The following is a 15,465-nucleotide window of genomic DNA, read 5'->3' on the forward strand; positions in this document are numbered from 1 at the left end:
ATGCGCTCCTGCATGAATCAGCGGCATCCACTATTTTCTGCGTATCAAAGGACCATTCCATGTTTTACTTCTTAACTATTGGTTTCAGTAATTGAACCCTTTCAGCCCAAAATCCAGATACTCATAAATGGTTATCCATTTATTGTAGTAATGTCTGATTCACACTGGCACGGTCGAGGAGCCGTAAGGACGAAAGAGAGGTAGGGCTTTCGTTGTCTTAGGTGTTATGTAAGTTTTTATTCTCGTAAATACGGTCAACCAATTAGTTTATTTCTCCTTACTTTACTCTTAGAATTCTCCTTTTTCAAGAATCCCCATCTATTTTGTGCTTTTTTTAAAAAATATTTCACGAATGACAATACATAAAACATCTTATTTATTTTCAGCATGCTTTTTATTTTCAGGCACCATAATTATGCAATAAATCATAATGCTTCAAGCGGAAGTTGACGAATAACCTACTGCTGTTATAGGATTAATTTAATAAGTAAATCATTTCTTATCAAGAGTGGTGGAGGGAATGGCCCTATGAAGCCCGGCAGCCGCTGACGTTTGTCAGAAAGGTGCTACATCCAGCGGGAGCTTGTTTGTTTCCTGAGAGATAAGATAGAAGCCCCTAAAGCTTAACTTCTTCTATCTTAGGAGAAGTTTTTTTGTTATTTGGAAATGGAGGAATTGTATAATGAAATATGGATTTTGGCTTCCCATTTTTGGAGGATGGCTGCGCAATGTTGAAGAAGAGTACATGCCCCCAACCTTTGATTACGCAAAAAAAGTCGTTCAATCAGCAGAGCAATGGGGTTACGATACAACATTGATTGCGGAGCTTTATTTAAATGATATTAAGGGTCCTGAACGGGATTCACTAGAAGCATGGTCGACTGCCGCTGCGCTAGCCGCAGTTACAGATAAAATTGAAATTATGACGGCGGTTCGTCCGGGCTTTCATAACCCGGCAATTGCGGCAAAAATGGCTGCCAATATTGATCAAATCAGTAATGGTAGATTTACGCTTAATGTTGTGTCTGCTTGGTGGGCGGAAGAAGCGAAGCAGTACGGAGGAATTTTTACAGAGCATGATGAACGATATGATCGAACGGAAGAATTTTTGCAGGTGCTAAAAGGTCTTTGGACAGAAGAGACATTCAATTATAACGGTAAATTCTATGATCTGGAAGGTACGAAGCTTGAACCGAAGCCAGTGCAGCGTCCAAATCCCATTCTTTATGCAGGCGGAGAAAGCCCGCGTGGAAAAGAAACCATTGTGGAGCATTGCGACGCGTATGTGATGCACGGCGGAACGCTAGAAGAAATCGAAATCAAAATCAACGATATGAAACAGCGTCGTGCTTCGGCAAAAAAAGAACCATTCCGTTCATTCGGGATGGCTGCCTATATCATCTGCCGCGATACAGAAGAGGAAGTGCAGAAAGAACTTACACGAATCACGGATGTGAAAGAAGGAAGCGGCTATGCAGGATACAACGATTTTGTCAGCAAATCGCAACTGGAGCAGCAGGTAAAGCTAATGGATTATTCCGTATCTAACAGAGGCTTGAGACCCAACTTGATCGGTACACCAGAACAGATTGCAGATCGCATCGTCGCCTTTGAAAAAGCCGGGCTTGATCTATTGCTGCTGCAATTTTCACCTCAGCTGGAAGAAATGGAGCGATTCTCAAAGAAAGTAATGCCGCTTGTTGAGAAAAAACGAGAGCTTGCCAATCGATCAATAGCACAAAATTAAAAAGGAGGCGTTTTTTAAGATGGGAAAAGTGTATATACTGCATGAAAATGATGAATGGACGGTTCATTTGACAAAGCGTTTTGAGGAAATTGGTGTTCCTTTTGAAACATGGCATTTGGATGAGGGGATTGTGGATCTTACAGAGGAACCGCCTGAAGGAGTTTTTTACAGCCGTATGAGTGCTTCTTCCCATACACGGGGTCATCGTTATGCACCAGAATTAACTGAGTCGGTGCTCGCGTGGCTTGAGCGTCACGGAAGAAGAGTCCATAACGGCAGCAGGGCATTAAGACTTGAAGTCAGTAAAGTAAATCAATATATGGCATTGAACGCCCATGGAATTAAGACACCTAAAACCATAGCAGCTGTAGGCAGAAAACAAATAATTGAAGCAGCAGAAAAGCTTGGTGAGAAATCGTTTATTACAAAACATAACCGTGCAGGTAAAGGACTTGGCGTTCAGCTTTTTCATTCGATTGAAGGGGTAAAAGAGTATGTGAACGGAGAGGATTTTGAACTGCCTGTTGACGGCATTACATTAATTCAGCAATACATTCAGGCGCCTGAACCATACATTACAAGATGTGAGTTTGTCGGCGGGAGGTTTGTTTATGCTGTTCGAGTGGATACGTCAGAAGGGTTTGAGCTATGCCCTGCTGACGTTTGCCAGATAGGAGATGTATATTGCCCGGTCGGCGAAGAAGCAGAAGAAAAGCCCAAATTTCAAGTCGTAGAAAACTTTGAGGATCCAATCATTGCTCAATTTGAGTCCTTTTTAGCAGCAAATGAAATCTCTGTTGCAGGAATTGAATTTATTCGTGATGCAGAAGGTACGGTTTATACGTACGATATCAATACGAATACAAACTATAACGCGGATGCAGAAGCGAAGTATGGAATATACGGCATGCTTGAGTTGGCTAAATTCCTAGAGCAGGAGCTTAATAAGATGGGACATATTCCGAAACTGACAGAAACAAATTGACAACAATACGTTCGATTACTATAACCTGGGCTCTTTTCTTTGAAGGGCTCAGGTTTTTTGTGAGCAATATAAAGAAAAAGGTAATAGGTATGATGTTTATAAACGAGGCGTAGAAATTGATAATTGAAAATAATAATTATATTCTATAATAAATAGGTCTTTTATATTATTTTAAAAATGTAAACTCAATATAAAGTACCATAATAAATTTTGCTTGATAAGTATATCAGAATAGTAATATATTCTCTATATAGGGAATAGTTTTATCAAACTATATATGAAAATGTCACTGGAGGTAATACGGTGTGAATATTAGAAAAAAATTATTTAGCGGTTTTTTTGGCGTACTTTTCCTTTTAGGGATCATCACAGCATTTAGTATCGTACAAATCCAATCCATTAACTCTTCGTACACAGAATTAGTGGAAGAGCAGGCAGCAAAAGTACTGCTTGCAAAAGAAATGAAATATCAGGTGTCAGAGGAATCCAGACATCTTAGAGGATATGTGACGACAGGTGCTGATTCAGCATTGCAAAGCTATAAAAGTGCGAGCGAGCAATACTATGCAGCTGCTGAAGAGCTCGGAACTCTTACTGAAAGCGGTCCTGCAAAAGAGATGCTGGACGAATTAAAAGGATTTCAAGCTGAATATAATGAAGCTGCAGAACAAATCATCGTCTACCAGGCTGAAGGAAACACAGATGGTTATAATCAGCTTTTTGCGAATGTGATCGTTCCTCTCACTGCTCAATTCTCTGAAAAAGCGATAGAATTAGAAGAATATAATCAGGCAGAATTGGATCAAGGAAATATTGATACGACTGCACAAGCAGCAGAAGCACGAAATTTTATTCTCATCGTTTCAATTATTGCCTTATTAATCGGAGTTGCCATCGCTCTTTACATTAGCCGCATCATTTCAAAACCAGTTATAGAAGTTGCTGAAGCAGCTGAACAAATTGCGGATGGAAACCTTTCGATACAAGATGTTCAAGTGAAAAACAAAGATGAAATCGGAGCAATGGCGTTATCATTTAATCAAATGAAACAAAACTTGAGGGAATTGATCCGAAAAGTGAACGAGGGCGCTGAGCAGGTTGCAGCGTCCTCGGAGGAACTGTCTGCTGCTTCAGAACAATCCTCTCAATCAGCAAATCAAGTAGCTGAAGCTGTACAGGATATATCAGGTGCGGCTGATGGGCAAATTAGAAGCATGGAAGAAAATAAGCGAGTGATGGATGAAAGTGCTGTCGGTCTACAGCAAATGGCTGAGTCTGTTGTGGCGGTTTCTGAATCAACGCAAGAGGTACTGAAAGAAGCTGAACAGGGGAATCTGGTCATTGATCAAACTATTCGTCAAATGCAGGGAGTAAATAATTCCGTAAAGGAAACTGCTGTTGTTATTCAAAGTTTAGGGGAAAATTCAAAACAGATTGGACAAATTGTTCAAGTCATCAGTGATATTGCAAATCAAACCAATCTTCTTGCGCTAAATGCAGCAATAGAGGCGGCAAGAGCTGGAGAACATGGAAAGGTTTTGCGGTAGTGGCAGATGAAGTAAGGAAGCTTGCGGAGGAATCCCAGAAATCCTCAGAGCAGATTGCTGCATTAATTCAAAATATTCAAGAGAACACCTATAAAGCAGTTAATGAAATGAACAAAGGAACAGAAGAGGTTGAGTCTGGAACAGCTATCGTTAACCAAGCAGGAGCAGCATTCCAAAATATTTTACGTTCCATTCAAAAGGTAACTGAACAAGTGCAGGAAGTATCAGCTGCAACGAGGGAAATATCGGCAACCACAGAACAGCTAACCGTATCTGTGGACCAAGTTACACAAACCTCAGCCGACATCTCAATGAATACACAAGGAGTAGCAGCTGCGGCGCAAGAACAGCTGGCATCCATGGAAGAAATAACAGCATCAGCTGACTCTCTAAGCAGACTTGCTCAAGAACTGCAAAGTGAGATTGCAAAATTTAACGTGTAAATCCTTTAGTTCGTTGAAGGGGCCTGACCCCTTCAACGAACTAAAGCATCCACGAACCATTGATATATAAAGGAATTGGAAATGTTTTTAGCGAACAGAGATAACAGAGATGAACAGAAATAAATCATAAATGACCAGTTCCTCCTTGGAACTGGTCATTTTATTCACCTGTTTTGGTTAATCGTTCAAAACGAGTGTGAAATAGGTATATCCTTATAAATAAGGAAAAAATAATTTTCATGGAAAAGGATGAATATTATCCTTGATAAGGAAGGAAATTACACATATAGAAGTTGGAGATCTGTCAAGGTTTTATTTTTAAAGGAAAAGGGAATGGCTTAGATATTTAAAGGAGAGGATTTTATGGAGGAACTGCCGTTTTTTAGTATGTCGCTTGTCACGATCATTATAACCATTTTAATCGTTGGCGGTGGTATAGCCTGGATGCTGACAAGATCAAAAAGAAGGTAGGTTTTTATGTCCGCATAGAAGTTAAGGCTTCTTTGCGGTTTATTTATTGTGTATAAAATTTTTGTTCTCTTCAAAGTTTTCCATCGCTTTTCTAACCAAATTCTTATATGATTTGGTCAAAGACAACAATTCAGGAGGCTTTTTAGATGGAAAAGAAGATAGGATTTATTGGCTGTGGAAAAATGGCTCAAGCGATGATTGCCGGGATGATTCGTTCGAACGTTGTTCAGCCGTCAAGCATTGTCATTACGTCAAAAACAGCTGAAACAAGAGAGAAGGCAGCGCGTGAATACGGGATAAAGCCTTTTGAACAAAATATTGAGGCCGCAAAGAAAGCATCTATTCTTTTTCTGGCCGTTGCACCTAATTTACATACCGAAGTGATCGATGAAATAAAAGATTTCATTCAAGAGGGCGACATTATTGTGACAATTGCAGCAGGTATAACGACAGAAAAAATTGAGAAGATGTTTGGCCGCAGCGTAAAGGTTGTACGCACAATGCCTAATACTCCTTCATTGGCAGGAGCAGGCATGAGTGCGATGTGTACAAATGACCAAGTGACGGAGCGAGAAGCTGAGGAGATAAAACGACTATTTCAAACATTTGGAGAGGTAGAAGTGATTCCTGAGTCTTTGATGGATGCGATTCCTTCAATCAGCGGATCATCGCCTGCCTATGTCTATATGATGATTGAAGCAATGGCGGACGGGGGAGTAAAACAAGGGTTAAAGCGTGATCAGGCATATAAATTGGCAGCGCAGGCCGTTTTAGGTGCGGCTAAAATGGTGCTTGATACTGGTCTTCATCCTGGAGTTTTAAAAGATCAGGTTTGTTCTCCGGGAGGGGCGACGATTGCAGCGGTTTCCACTCTTGAAAAGGAGCAATTCCGCGGGGCAATCATAAGTGCGATGGAGAGCTGTACAGATAAAGTAAAAGAGCTTGGAAAATAGAAAAGAGGCTGACGAATGCAAAGAAAAGAGTTCCGTTGATCGGAGGACCTTTCAATAGCATAACATCAGCCTTCTTTTTATTGGTCAGCAGGCTCTGTTTGAATAACAGCAAGCGGCTTCATGGCTGGACCTTCAAGGATTTCTCCTTCCACAGTAAAACGAGAGCCGTGACATGGACAGTCCCATGATTTCTCCGCTTTATTCCAATTTACCGAGCAGCCTAGATGCGTACAGGTGATATCTACAGCACAGATTTTCCCCTTGTCGTCACGATAGGCGCCGATTGTTTGCCCATTCCAGCTGACATGTGCACCTTCCCCGCTTGGAAGGTCTTCCAGATTGATGCTGGGCATTTCAAGTTTTCCTTTTACTAAATGCTTCGCCACATCAGCATTAATGGAGATGGCCTTTTTAATGGCGGGGTCAGGATGGAAACGGCTAGGATCAAATAGAGATGACTTATGCTCGGATTTTCCAATGATGCGGTTGCTTAATATTTGAGCTGCCATGGTGCCTTGAGACATTCCCCATTTTCGATAACCTGTAGCAACTAAAATTCTTGAATGCCGATTGGTGATGGAGCCAATATAAGGAAGCTTATCAAGTGTTGTATAATCCTGCGCAGACCATTGATAGGTAAAGTCTGCGGCGGCACTTAAATTTTCTTTTGCAAACTCGCGCAGCGCTTCAAAATGAAGATGCATGGGCTTTCCTTGCCCCGTTGCATGCTGCTCCCCTCCGACAAGAATGCCTTTTGTTCCATTCATTGTAAAAAAACGAATAGAACGAACCGGCTGCCCTATTGATATGTACATTCCACCGGTATTATTTCCTTGCCAGGGTCCCGCGATTAAATAAGATCGTTCTGGTTTCATCTTGGCAAAATACAATCCAAGCCCGTCATAAAACGGAAAGTGGCTGGCTACAATGACATGCTGGCACGTTAATACATGTCCCTTCTCTAACGTCACCTGAATATTTGTTCCCTCGTGAATATCGATGGCTTTCGTATTTTCATGAATCTTGCCGCCCATTGCTGTAATCCTGCCCATCATCGCTTTTAAATACTTTACTGGGTGAAACTGGCCTTGATTTTCCATTACAAGCGACCCTTCGCTTTGAATCGAAAAAGGGAGTGATTTTTCAATACGATAAGGGATCTTTAATTGTTCGTATGCTTTTATCTCATTCTCTAGCTGTGGAACCGATGCGTCCGATTCCGCATAAATCCAAGCGTCCTGCGTCTCAAAGTCACAATCCCATTGTTCTTCTTGAATAGTGGTGCGAATCCAATCAACGGCCTGTTGGTTATACTCATAAAAATGCCGAGCTCGTTCAGCGCCAAAATGCTGGATTAGCTCGTCATAAATAACACCGTGCTGCGCGGTGATTTTGGCTGTTGTATGGCCTGTTGTGCCAGAAAGAGTTTGACTTGCATCCACAACGGTGACGCGGACTCCTTGCTTGCATAATATGTAGGCAGCGGTGATGCCTGTAATCCCGCCTCCGACTATGACAACATCTGTCTCGTGACTTTCTTCCAAAGGAGGATATTCTGGCTCTGAGTCAGCCGATAGCCAATACGATTTTTGTTCATTTTGATCATTCATTTCGTTGCCTCCAATTTTCTTAATTCGGGATTTCCTTAGTATGGAGAAAAAGGGAGGACATTATGAATCAAATATTCATCAGTTTTACAGCGCCGAACATTATAATCGAAAGAAAGATAGATACGGCAATCGCGAGTAAAAATGGCTTCCACGCCCGCTTTCGCAAATCAGCCAGGCTTATATTTAAACCGAGACCGACCATAGCCATTGTTAAAATAAAGCTAGAAAAAGCCGTGATGCTGTCAAGGACAGCTGCAGGAACAAAAATGACCTCGTCTATTACATAGCTCCCAATTAAACTCATACCAATAAATCCAAGCAAAAACCAAGGGAAAGAGATGTTTGAATCAGCATTACTTGAGTGTTTGTTTTTCATCCATAAGATAAAAATAAAACTCAGCGGGATTAACAATAATACCCGGCCCAGTTTTGCAAGAAGAGCGAGTGCCAATGCTTCATCACCTGCAGCAGCACCGGCAAGAACAACATTCGCAAGCTCGTGTAAGCTGAGTCCAGTCCATACACTGTATTGTGAATCGGTGAGTGGCATGATCGGCTGAATAATCGTATAAATGACCGCAAAAACAGTCCCGATCAATGCGATAATAGCAACGCTGAGCGCGGTGTCTTCATCCTTTGCTTTCACAATAGGTGCAATCGCTGCGATCGCTGCAGCACCGCACACGCCGATGCCTACTCCTGTCAATAATGAAATGGATGGATCAGCTTTCCACCATTTACCTAGAAAAATCATTAATACGATTGATAAAACGATACTAAGCACACCAAAAACTAATAGTGAAAGGCCGTCTTCGAATACGGTATCCATGCTTAATCGAAGGCCATATAACACGATCGCCAGGCGCAGTAATGTTTTCGTTGAAAATTCGATTCCTCTTCTCCATTTTTCAGGATAGTCAAAAATCTGACGAAAAAGAATGGCGATAAAAATTGCACACGCCATCGGCCCTAAAAAATTTACTCCTGGAATTAATGCTGCTCCATAGCCTAAAAATGCTATAAAGGCAGTAAATAAAACACCTAACCACCAATCTGATGTTCGGTTCATTCTACGTTCTCCTATCTGCCGGTCATTCTTTTAGCATACCGAACATACGAGAGAATAAAAATGTTTTTGTCTTATAAAATAAATGGAACAAAAAATGATTAAAAACATAGAATAGTGCCTATTATCGAAATATGAATGATAAAATAAACAGACATTCTTCAAGGAGATTTTCAACTTACTTGAAGAGTAGTGAACGCATACATAAGCACTTTAGATGAGAAAGGGATATGTGATCGTATGAAAAAGATTAACGATTGGGTAAAGAAAAATAATCAGCTTCTGTTGGATACCTATGCGTCGCTTCATGAGCTGGCAGAGGTTAGCTGGAAAGAAGAAAATACTAGAAACTTTCTATGCAGTCAGTTGGACAAAATCGGGGTTTCCTATGAGACATTTGAGGGTCATTATGGCATTGTGGTAACGTGGAAGGGGGTTTCTGAAGCTGGTCCGACCATTGCTTTGCGTACTGACATGGATGCGTTATGGCAAAATGTGAATGGTGAGTGGAAAGCTAATCACTCCTGTGGACATGATGCACATATGACCATTGCACTTAATACAATTCGATGCTTGAAAGAGATTAATTTTCAGCCGGAGAATGGCTGCTTCAAAGTGATTTTTCAGCCTGCTGAAGAATCTGGAAATGGTGCAAAAGCACTTATTAAAAATGGGGTAATCGAGGACATTGATTATTTGCTCGGAATCCATGTCCGTCCCATAAATGAGCTGAGATTTAATGAAGTATCGCCGGCCATTTATCATGGAGCTGCTGCGATGTTAAAAGGAACAATCAAAGGGCTGCAGGCGCATGGAGCAAGGCCTAACCAAGGGATTAATGTGGTGGACTCTCTTGGTGCGATTATTGCAGCAGTCAATGCCGTCAAAGTAGATCCTACCGTACCAAGCTCAGCGAAGGTCACACAAGTAAGAGCTGGAGGAGATAGCATCAATATTATACCGGATGAAGCCGAATTCAGTATTGATATGAGGGCTCAGACCAATGAAGCGATGGATTGGCTGGTTGAGCGAGTGATAAAAGCTGTTCAATCTGGAGGTGAGGCAAATGGAGCGACTGTACATATAAATATTGGTGCACAAATGGCAGCGGCAAAGCCCAATCGGTTGATGGAAACCATTGTTGGAAGCGCAATAAAAGACGTTTTAGGAGAAAAATCACTCGCAGCATCACCCGTTACTCCGGGAGGAGAGGATTTTCATTTTTATCCAAAGGAAAAACCAAATCTTCAAGCAACGATGATCGGGCTGGGAACAGATTTGGAGCCAGGGCTTCATCATCCTAATATGAAATTTAATCTTCAAGCGATAGGGAATGGAGTAGCTGTTGTCACGGCTTCTATTATTAAATTGTTTGAAAAAGCGGGTAAGCAGGGAAAGGCTTAATACCATTACTATGAGTGAGATCGGAGCTGTCGTCATGAAAAACATTTTTTCGCGTGATCGTTTAATGGCATCAATGAATGAGGAGTTGTCGTATCCTTTTATTGATGCAAAGGAAGTAGCAGAAAAGCTGGCTCTCGTTAATGAGTTTGGTCAGCAGGAATCCGGGGGGTTTTCACGTCCTCCTTTTGGAGAACAAGAAATTCTGGCACATAACCGCTTTAAAGAGTGGCTTAAAGAATTGGGACTGGATGTTCATGAGGATGCCGTAGGAAATCTTTTTGGACGATGGGAGGGTGAGGATCCTTCGCTTCCGATTGTGCTAACAGGATCGCACTTGGATTCTGTTCCACATGGCGGTGCCTTTGATGGACCACTTGGCTGTATTAGCAGCTTGCTCGCTGTCAAAGCATTAAAAGCTTCAGGCTATAAACCGAAACGATCGGTTGAAGTCGTGGTCTTTCGTGATGAAGAAGGAACAAGGTTTTTCAACGGTTTATTTGGGAGCAGAGCGTTAATGGGAGAAATCACGGCTGAATCCTTGCATCAATTTGTCGATGATAATGGAATAAGTATGTACGATGCGATGGAGAAAGAGGGATATCTTCCAAAAGAGGCTGCATCTTGCTATCGTGATCCTAAAACCATTGAATGCTTTCTCGAGCTCCACATAGAACAAGGGAAAAAACTGGAGCAGCAGCAAAAGAAAATCGGTGTTGTAACGGGCATTGCAGGTCCTTCCTGGCGTACATTTACCTTCCACGGCAGTACGGACCACGCAGGAAATACCCCTATGAATAGCCGTAAGGACAGTGTCGCTGCCGCGGCTGAATGGATTACAGAAATCGAAAAGCTTCCAGCGCTCTTTAGTGAAACAGCTGTTGCAACAGTGGGGCGCATGGTCGTGACACCTAACGGAACAAATGTGATTTCCGGTCACGTGGAAGCGGATGTGGATGTCCGGGATATCGACGCATCAGCACGTGATCGATTAGTAGAAGAAATCACGAAAAAAGCGCATGAAATTGCCGAGAAACGTGGACTCACAGTGTCAGTGAAGGACGGTGTGACCGTTGATCCAATGCTTGTCCCTGATCATATTCAAAGCTGGATTCAAGAAGCAGCTGAACAAGTTAAGGTTGGCTCCATGAAGCTTCACAGCGGAGCAGGACATGATGCGATGAATATCGGAAAATACACGCATGCCGGTATGATTTTTGTGCCAAGCGTAAACGGGAAAAGCCATAGTCCAGAGGAATGGACCACGCTTGACGATTGCGTCATTGGCGTAAAAGTTCTGAGTGAAGTGATTAAAAAGGCGAGTGAGCAATAAGGTGGGGGGAAGGCTGTAAATCTTTGATATTTTTGGTGAAACTCAATTCTTTCAGAATGATAGAAAGAGAGAAGGGGGTGGCAATACTTGAAAGGAATTATTTCTTTACTCAAAGCAATCGCATGGTTGAGCGGAGGCATTCTTCTCGCCGCAGCTGCCCATTACAGCAGTCACGTCATTAAACGAAAACAGCAGGAATTAGAACCAGTGCATAAGCCTAAGCCTCATGAATGGTCGGAAGAGGATATTACATTTTCATGGCTCGGTCAGTCAACCGTCTTAATGAATTTGAACGGTGTGAGGATCATTACAGATCCCAATCTTTCTAAATCGACTCATGAACAGCGAGATGGCTCTATCATTAATATTCGTCCAGTACTGTCTGAAAAAGAGATAGGAGATCTAGATCTTATCCTTTTATCGCATGGCTACATACCAGAGTTGGATTCAGCACTGCTGAATAAGCTGGCCGGTCCTTCAACGACGATTATTACTGTGGAAAATGCAAGCCGTTTACTAGACGAGATAAAGGATAGCGAAATCAAAGAATTATCCATACGCGAAAAGCACCAGCTCAGAGATGATCTAACTGTAACAGGTGTTAAAGTGGAACATCGCGAAGGTCCGTTTCCATGGGATGAGCGGTTTGGATATTGTGGGTTTTTAGTCCGAAAAGGTAAAAAGCGAGTCTGGTATGCAGGCGATTCTGCTTATGTATCTTCGTATAAGCAATTGCGTTTTCTAGGAAAGAAGGAGGTTGCGGTCATACCAATTGGAGGAAGCGGCTTCGTTCATTGTACACCTGAAGAAGCTTGGGCAATATTCTCTGATAGTGGAGCTGCCCGTCTTTTTCCGATTTTATTCGATCACCCCTCGCTTTCACATAGAGAAAGTGAAGAATTGTTAGAGCGTCTATACATAGCAGCAGGGGAGAAAAGAGATCGCATCATTCGATTGGAGCCTGGTGAAACTTATCGACTTACGGATCATTCTTAATGATGGAAAAGCTAGTCTTTATGACTGGCTTTTACTGCTTATATCATTATGGTATATTATCCCTAAATTTAATAATGTCGTTAAAATAAATAAAAGAGTCCATCTTGCTATCCTTGCTTCATTACTTGGTGTGTTTTATATGATGGTTGTGATTTTCTTGTTCTTCCCGGAGATCATGGACATGCGCTATATGGCTTTTTTAATCATTTTTTCGATTGCTCAATCTACCGGTGTCATCTTATTTGTTAGTTTTATTGAAAAAGCAAGAAGAGAAATATCGCCTAATATACAAGTAAGAAAGCTTGAAAAACTAAAAACCGTGAGTGAAATTGCTGCAAGTATATCGCCTAAAATAAGAAATCCTCTAACGGTTACAAAGGGGCTTATACAATTATTAAGGGACCTAGACCTTACAGAGGAGAAAAAGAACTTTTATATCAGTTTTTCTCTTTAAGAGCTAGATCGAGCTGAACGGACCATTACGAATTATCTTACCTAAGCCTTCTCTAGAAAATTCAGAAATACTAGAGTTAAACAAGGAAATTGGTTATATTTTGAAGTTTGTAAACCCTTTCGCTGTGATAAACAATGTATATACCAAAATAGAAAAAGAAGAGGAAATTTATATTGGTGGAGAAGGTGAGAAGCTCCATCAATGTTTAATTAACATCATCAAATTAGCATTGAAGCGATGCCGCAGGGTGGGAATATTATCATCAGGTTACATAGAGAGAATGAGAAAGCTGTGATTAAAGTTAAAGACGCGGGTTTTGGAATAAATCATGAACAAATTGAAAGACTGGGCACACCATTTTATACGGCACGAGACAAAGGAACTGGACTCGGTACAATTTGTTAAGGCGTTGCGAGGAGAAATAGAAGTAGAAAGTGAAATAGGGAAAGGCAGCTGTTTTACTATTACAATCCCAGTTGTTGATCATTACGATCATAAAAAAAGCCGACTCAAAAGCTGCACATTTCTCAAGTGGAAAGTTTTAAGAGGGAGTGTGAGCTTTCGCGTCAGTTTTTTTATGTGAAAATTACTTGGTGTTTTGATAATCGTTTGACCACTCTTCAACGTTCCAAATCGTGGTTGCCCAATCTTCGTAGAATTCAGGTTCGTGACAAACAAGCACAATCGTTCCCTTATATGCTTTCATGGCACGTTTTAACTCTTCTTTTGCTGTTACATCAAGGTGATTGGTCGGCTCATCAAATAGCAGCCAGTTGCTTTCATACATCATAAGCTTGCATAAGCGAACCTTTGCTTGTTCACCACCGCTCAGCTGATTCATTGGACGGGATATATGCTCATTTTTTAGTCCGCATCGTGCGAGTGCTGCACGTACCTGGTGCTGATCCATAGACGGAAACTCATTCCACACATCATCGATCGGTGTGATTGGCTTAGCTTTCATCTCCTGCTCGAAATAAGAAGGGAAGAGGAAATCTCCAAGGATCACTTTTCCTCCAAGCGGATCAATTTTACCCATAATTGTTTTGAGCAATGTCGATTTTCCAACGCCGTTATAGCCGACAATCGCTATTTTTTGACCGCGTTCAATCGTTATGTTGAGCTTTGGCAAGAGAGGCTGATCATAGCCAATTTCGAGATTTTCCGCCTCTGCGACATAACGGCTGCTTCCGCGAGATTCTTTAAAGTCAAAGGTAGGCTTTACAGCGGTATCAGGACGGTCGATCCGTTCAATCCGGTCAAGCTGCTTTTGACGGCTTTTTGCTCGACCTGTTGTGGAGTAGCGTGCCTTGTTTTTGGCAATGAAATCTTCTTGTTTTTTAATGAACTCCTGCTGCTTTTCATAAGCCTGGAGATACTGATTTTTGTTCAGCTCAGCAAGCTCTAAAAACTTATCATAGGTCGCGGTGTAGCGATTCATTTTAGCAAATTCGAGATGAAGAATGATATCCACGACGCCATTCATAAAGGAGGTATCGTGTGAAATCAGCAAAAATGCATGCGGGTAGTCCTTTAAATACATGGAAAGCCAGTGGATATGCTCGACATCCAGATAGTTAGTCGGCTCATCTAAAAGCAAAACCTTAGGCTTTTCTAATAACAGCTTGGCAAGTAACACTTTAGTACGCTGACCGCCGCTGAGCGATGCAACGTCACGCTCAAGTCCGATTGCATCAAGACCGAGACCTCTAGCTACCTCTTCTACTTTCATATCTAACGTATAAAAATCACCTGCATCCAGCGCATCTTGAATATTTGCCATATCTTCAAGCAGCTGTTCAAGCTCTTCCGGTGTTGCATCGGCCATTTTTGCTATGATTTCATTTAATTCTTCTTCCTTCTTAAATAAAGGCAAGAACGCATCGCGAAGCGTGTCACGCATGGTCTTTCCAGGAGTTAGTCTTGTATGCTGGTCCAAATAGCCGTAATGAGTATTTGGCAGCCATTCAACCTTTCCTTCATCATGAATCAATTCACCTGTTAAAATATTCATCATTGTGGACTTTCCGACACCATTTGCGCCGACTAATCCAATATGTTCACCTGGCAGCAATCGAAAAGAAACATCCCTGAAAAGCGTACGATCACCGAACGTATGCCCAAGATTCTCTACATTTAATACACTCATTTTTTTCTATTCCTCCGATATTAAAAGATCTTTTTCCATCATACGTCATTTTAAAGCTTCCTCCTAGTAGGAATTTTTTCTACTGAAGATGGCTTGTTTGATGTACAAACGAAAAAGCAGAGAATCATCAACGCCGATTCTCTGCTTTTTCTTATCTATTTATCATAGCACATGAGCAACAAAAAGTGACAGAAAGAGGAAAGGATCTTCTGCTTTCTTTTTAATGGGAAGGACTATTTACACTCATGTTTACCGTCATAACTAACTGAAGAGGAAAAGTGCAGTGAATTATTGTGTTCATTGAAAGAAT

At 41.5% G+C, this 15,465-nt stretch carries 11 protein-coding genes, 1 pseudogene and 1 riboswitch; of the genes and pseudogenes, 9 read left to right on the plus strand and 3 right to left on the minus strand.

The features are described from left to right. Positions 1 to 496 precede the first annotated feature (496 nt). A riboswitch (SAM riboswitch) is annotated at positions 497 to 608 on the plus strand. Positions 609 to 682: 74 nt separating this feature from the next. The 4 genes and pseudogenes from KP78_RS05055 (at position 683) to proC (ending at position 6,146) form a co-directional block, all read left to right on the plus strand. Beyond that, complete coding sequence (locus KP78_RS05055; protein ID WP_041086838.1) at positions 683 to 1,747, plus strand: LLM class flavin-dependent oxidoreductase; 1,065 nt, start codon at positions 683 to 685, stop codon at positions 1,745 to 1,747. 19 nt (positions 1,748 to 1,766) lie between these two features. Next, positions 1,767 to 2,732 carry an ATP-grasp domain-containing protein gene (locus KP78_RS05060; RefSeq protein WP_041086841.1) on the plus strand — a complete coding sequence of 322 codons (966 nt, stop codon included), beginning with the start codon at positions 1,767 to 1,769 and terminating at the stop codon, positions 2,730 to 2,732. Positions 2,733 to 3,037: 305 nt separating this feature from the next. Further along, positions 3,038 to 4,722, plus strand: a pseudogene (locus KP78_RS05065) (methyl-accepting chemotaxis protein). 617 nt (positions 4,723 to 5,339) lie between these two features. Then, positions 5,340 to 6,146, plus strand: coding sequence for a pyrroline-5-carboxylate reductase (gene proC, locus KP78_RS05070; protein WP_041086843.1), 807 nt, complete (start codon positions 5,340 to 5,342; stop codon positions 6,144 to 6,146). Between the two features lie 77 nt (positions 6,147 to 6,223). Here proC and KP78_RS05075 read toward each other — a convergent pair whose 3' ends face one another. Next, positions 6,224 to 7,756 (minus strand): FAD-dependent oxidoreductase, encoded by a 1,533-nt coding sequence (locus KP78_RS05075; protein WP_041086845.1) that lies wholly within the window; start codon positions 7,754 to 7,756, stop codon positions 6,224 to 6,226. Between the two features lie 67 nt (positions 7,757 to 7,823). Then, the gene (locus KP78_RS05080; RefSeq protein WP_041086847.1) at positions 7,824 to 8,825 is read right to left on the minus strand and encodes a YeiH family protein; all 1,002 of its coding nucleotides are present in this window, start codon (positions 8,823 to 8,825) and stop codon (positions 7,824 to 7,826) included. 189 nt (positions 8,826 to 9,014) lie between these two features. Between KP78_RS05080 and KP78_RS05085 the strand changes: the two genes are divergently transcribed. The 5 genes from KP78_RS05085 (at position 9,015) to KP78_RS21165 (ending at position 13,411) form a co-directional block, all read left to right on the plus strand. After that, positions 9,015 to 10,226, plus strand: coding sequence for a M20 peptidase aminoacylase family protein (locus KP78_RS05085; RefSeq protein ID WP_235420838.1), 1,212 nt, complete (start codon positions 9,015 to 9,017; stop codon positions 10,224 to 10,226). Positions 10,227 to 10,236: 10 nt separating this feature from the next. Beyond that, complete coding sequence (locus KP78_RS05090) at positions 10,237 to 11,556, plus strand: Zn-dependent hydrolase (protein ID WP_235420839.1); 1,320 nt, start codon at positions 10,237 to 10,239, stop codon at positions 11,554 to 11,556. Positions 11,557 to 11,643: 87 nt separating this feature from the next. Beyond that, entirely contained in the window at positions 11,644 to 12,552 is a 909-nt protein-coding gene (locus tag KP78_RS05095) for an MBL fold metallo-hydrolase (protein ID WP_041086849.1), read from the plus strand. Beyond that, positions 12,521 to 13,006, plus strand: coding sequence for a sensor histidine kinase (locus KP78_RS20560; protein WP_041086851.1), 486 nt, complete (start codon positions 12,521 to 12,523; stop codon positions 13,004 to 13,006). The genes KP78_RS05095 and KP78_RS20560 overlap by 32 nt, the downstream gene beginning before the upstream one ends. A 237-nt stretch (positions 13,007 to 13,243) precedes the next feature. After that, complete coding sequence (locus KP78_RS21165; RefSeq protein ID WP_084219728.1) at positions 13,244 to 13,411, plus strand: ATP-binding protein; 168 nt, start codon at positions 13,244 to 13,246, stop codon at positions 13,409 to 13,411. Between the two features lie 181 nt (positions 13,412 to 13,592). Here KP78_RS21165 and KP78_RS05110 read toward each other — a convergent pair whose 3' ends face one another. Then, on the minus strand, positions 13,593 to 15,155 hold the full coding sequence (locus KP78_RS05110) for an ABC-F family ATP-binding cassette domain-containing protein (protein ID WP_041086855.1): 1,563 nt from the start codon (positions 15,153 to 15,155) through the stop codon (positions 13,593 to 13,595). Positions 15,156 to 15,465: the final 310 nt, after the last annotated feature.

The organism is Jeotgalibacillus soli (assembly GCF_000829435.1).
GTDB classification, from domain to species: Bacteria; Bacillota; Bacilli; order Bacillales; family Jeotgalibacillaceae; genus Jeotgalibacillus; species Jeotgalibacillus soli.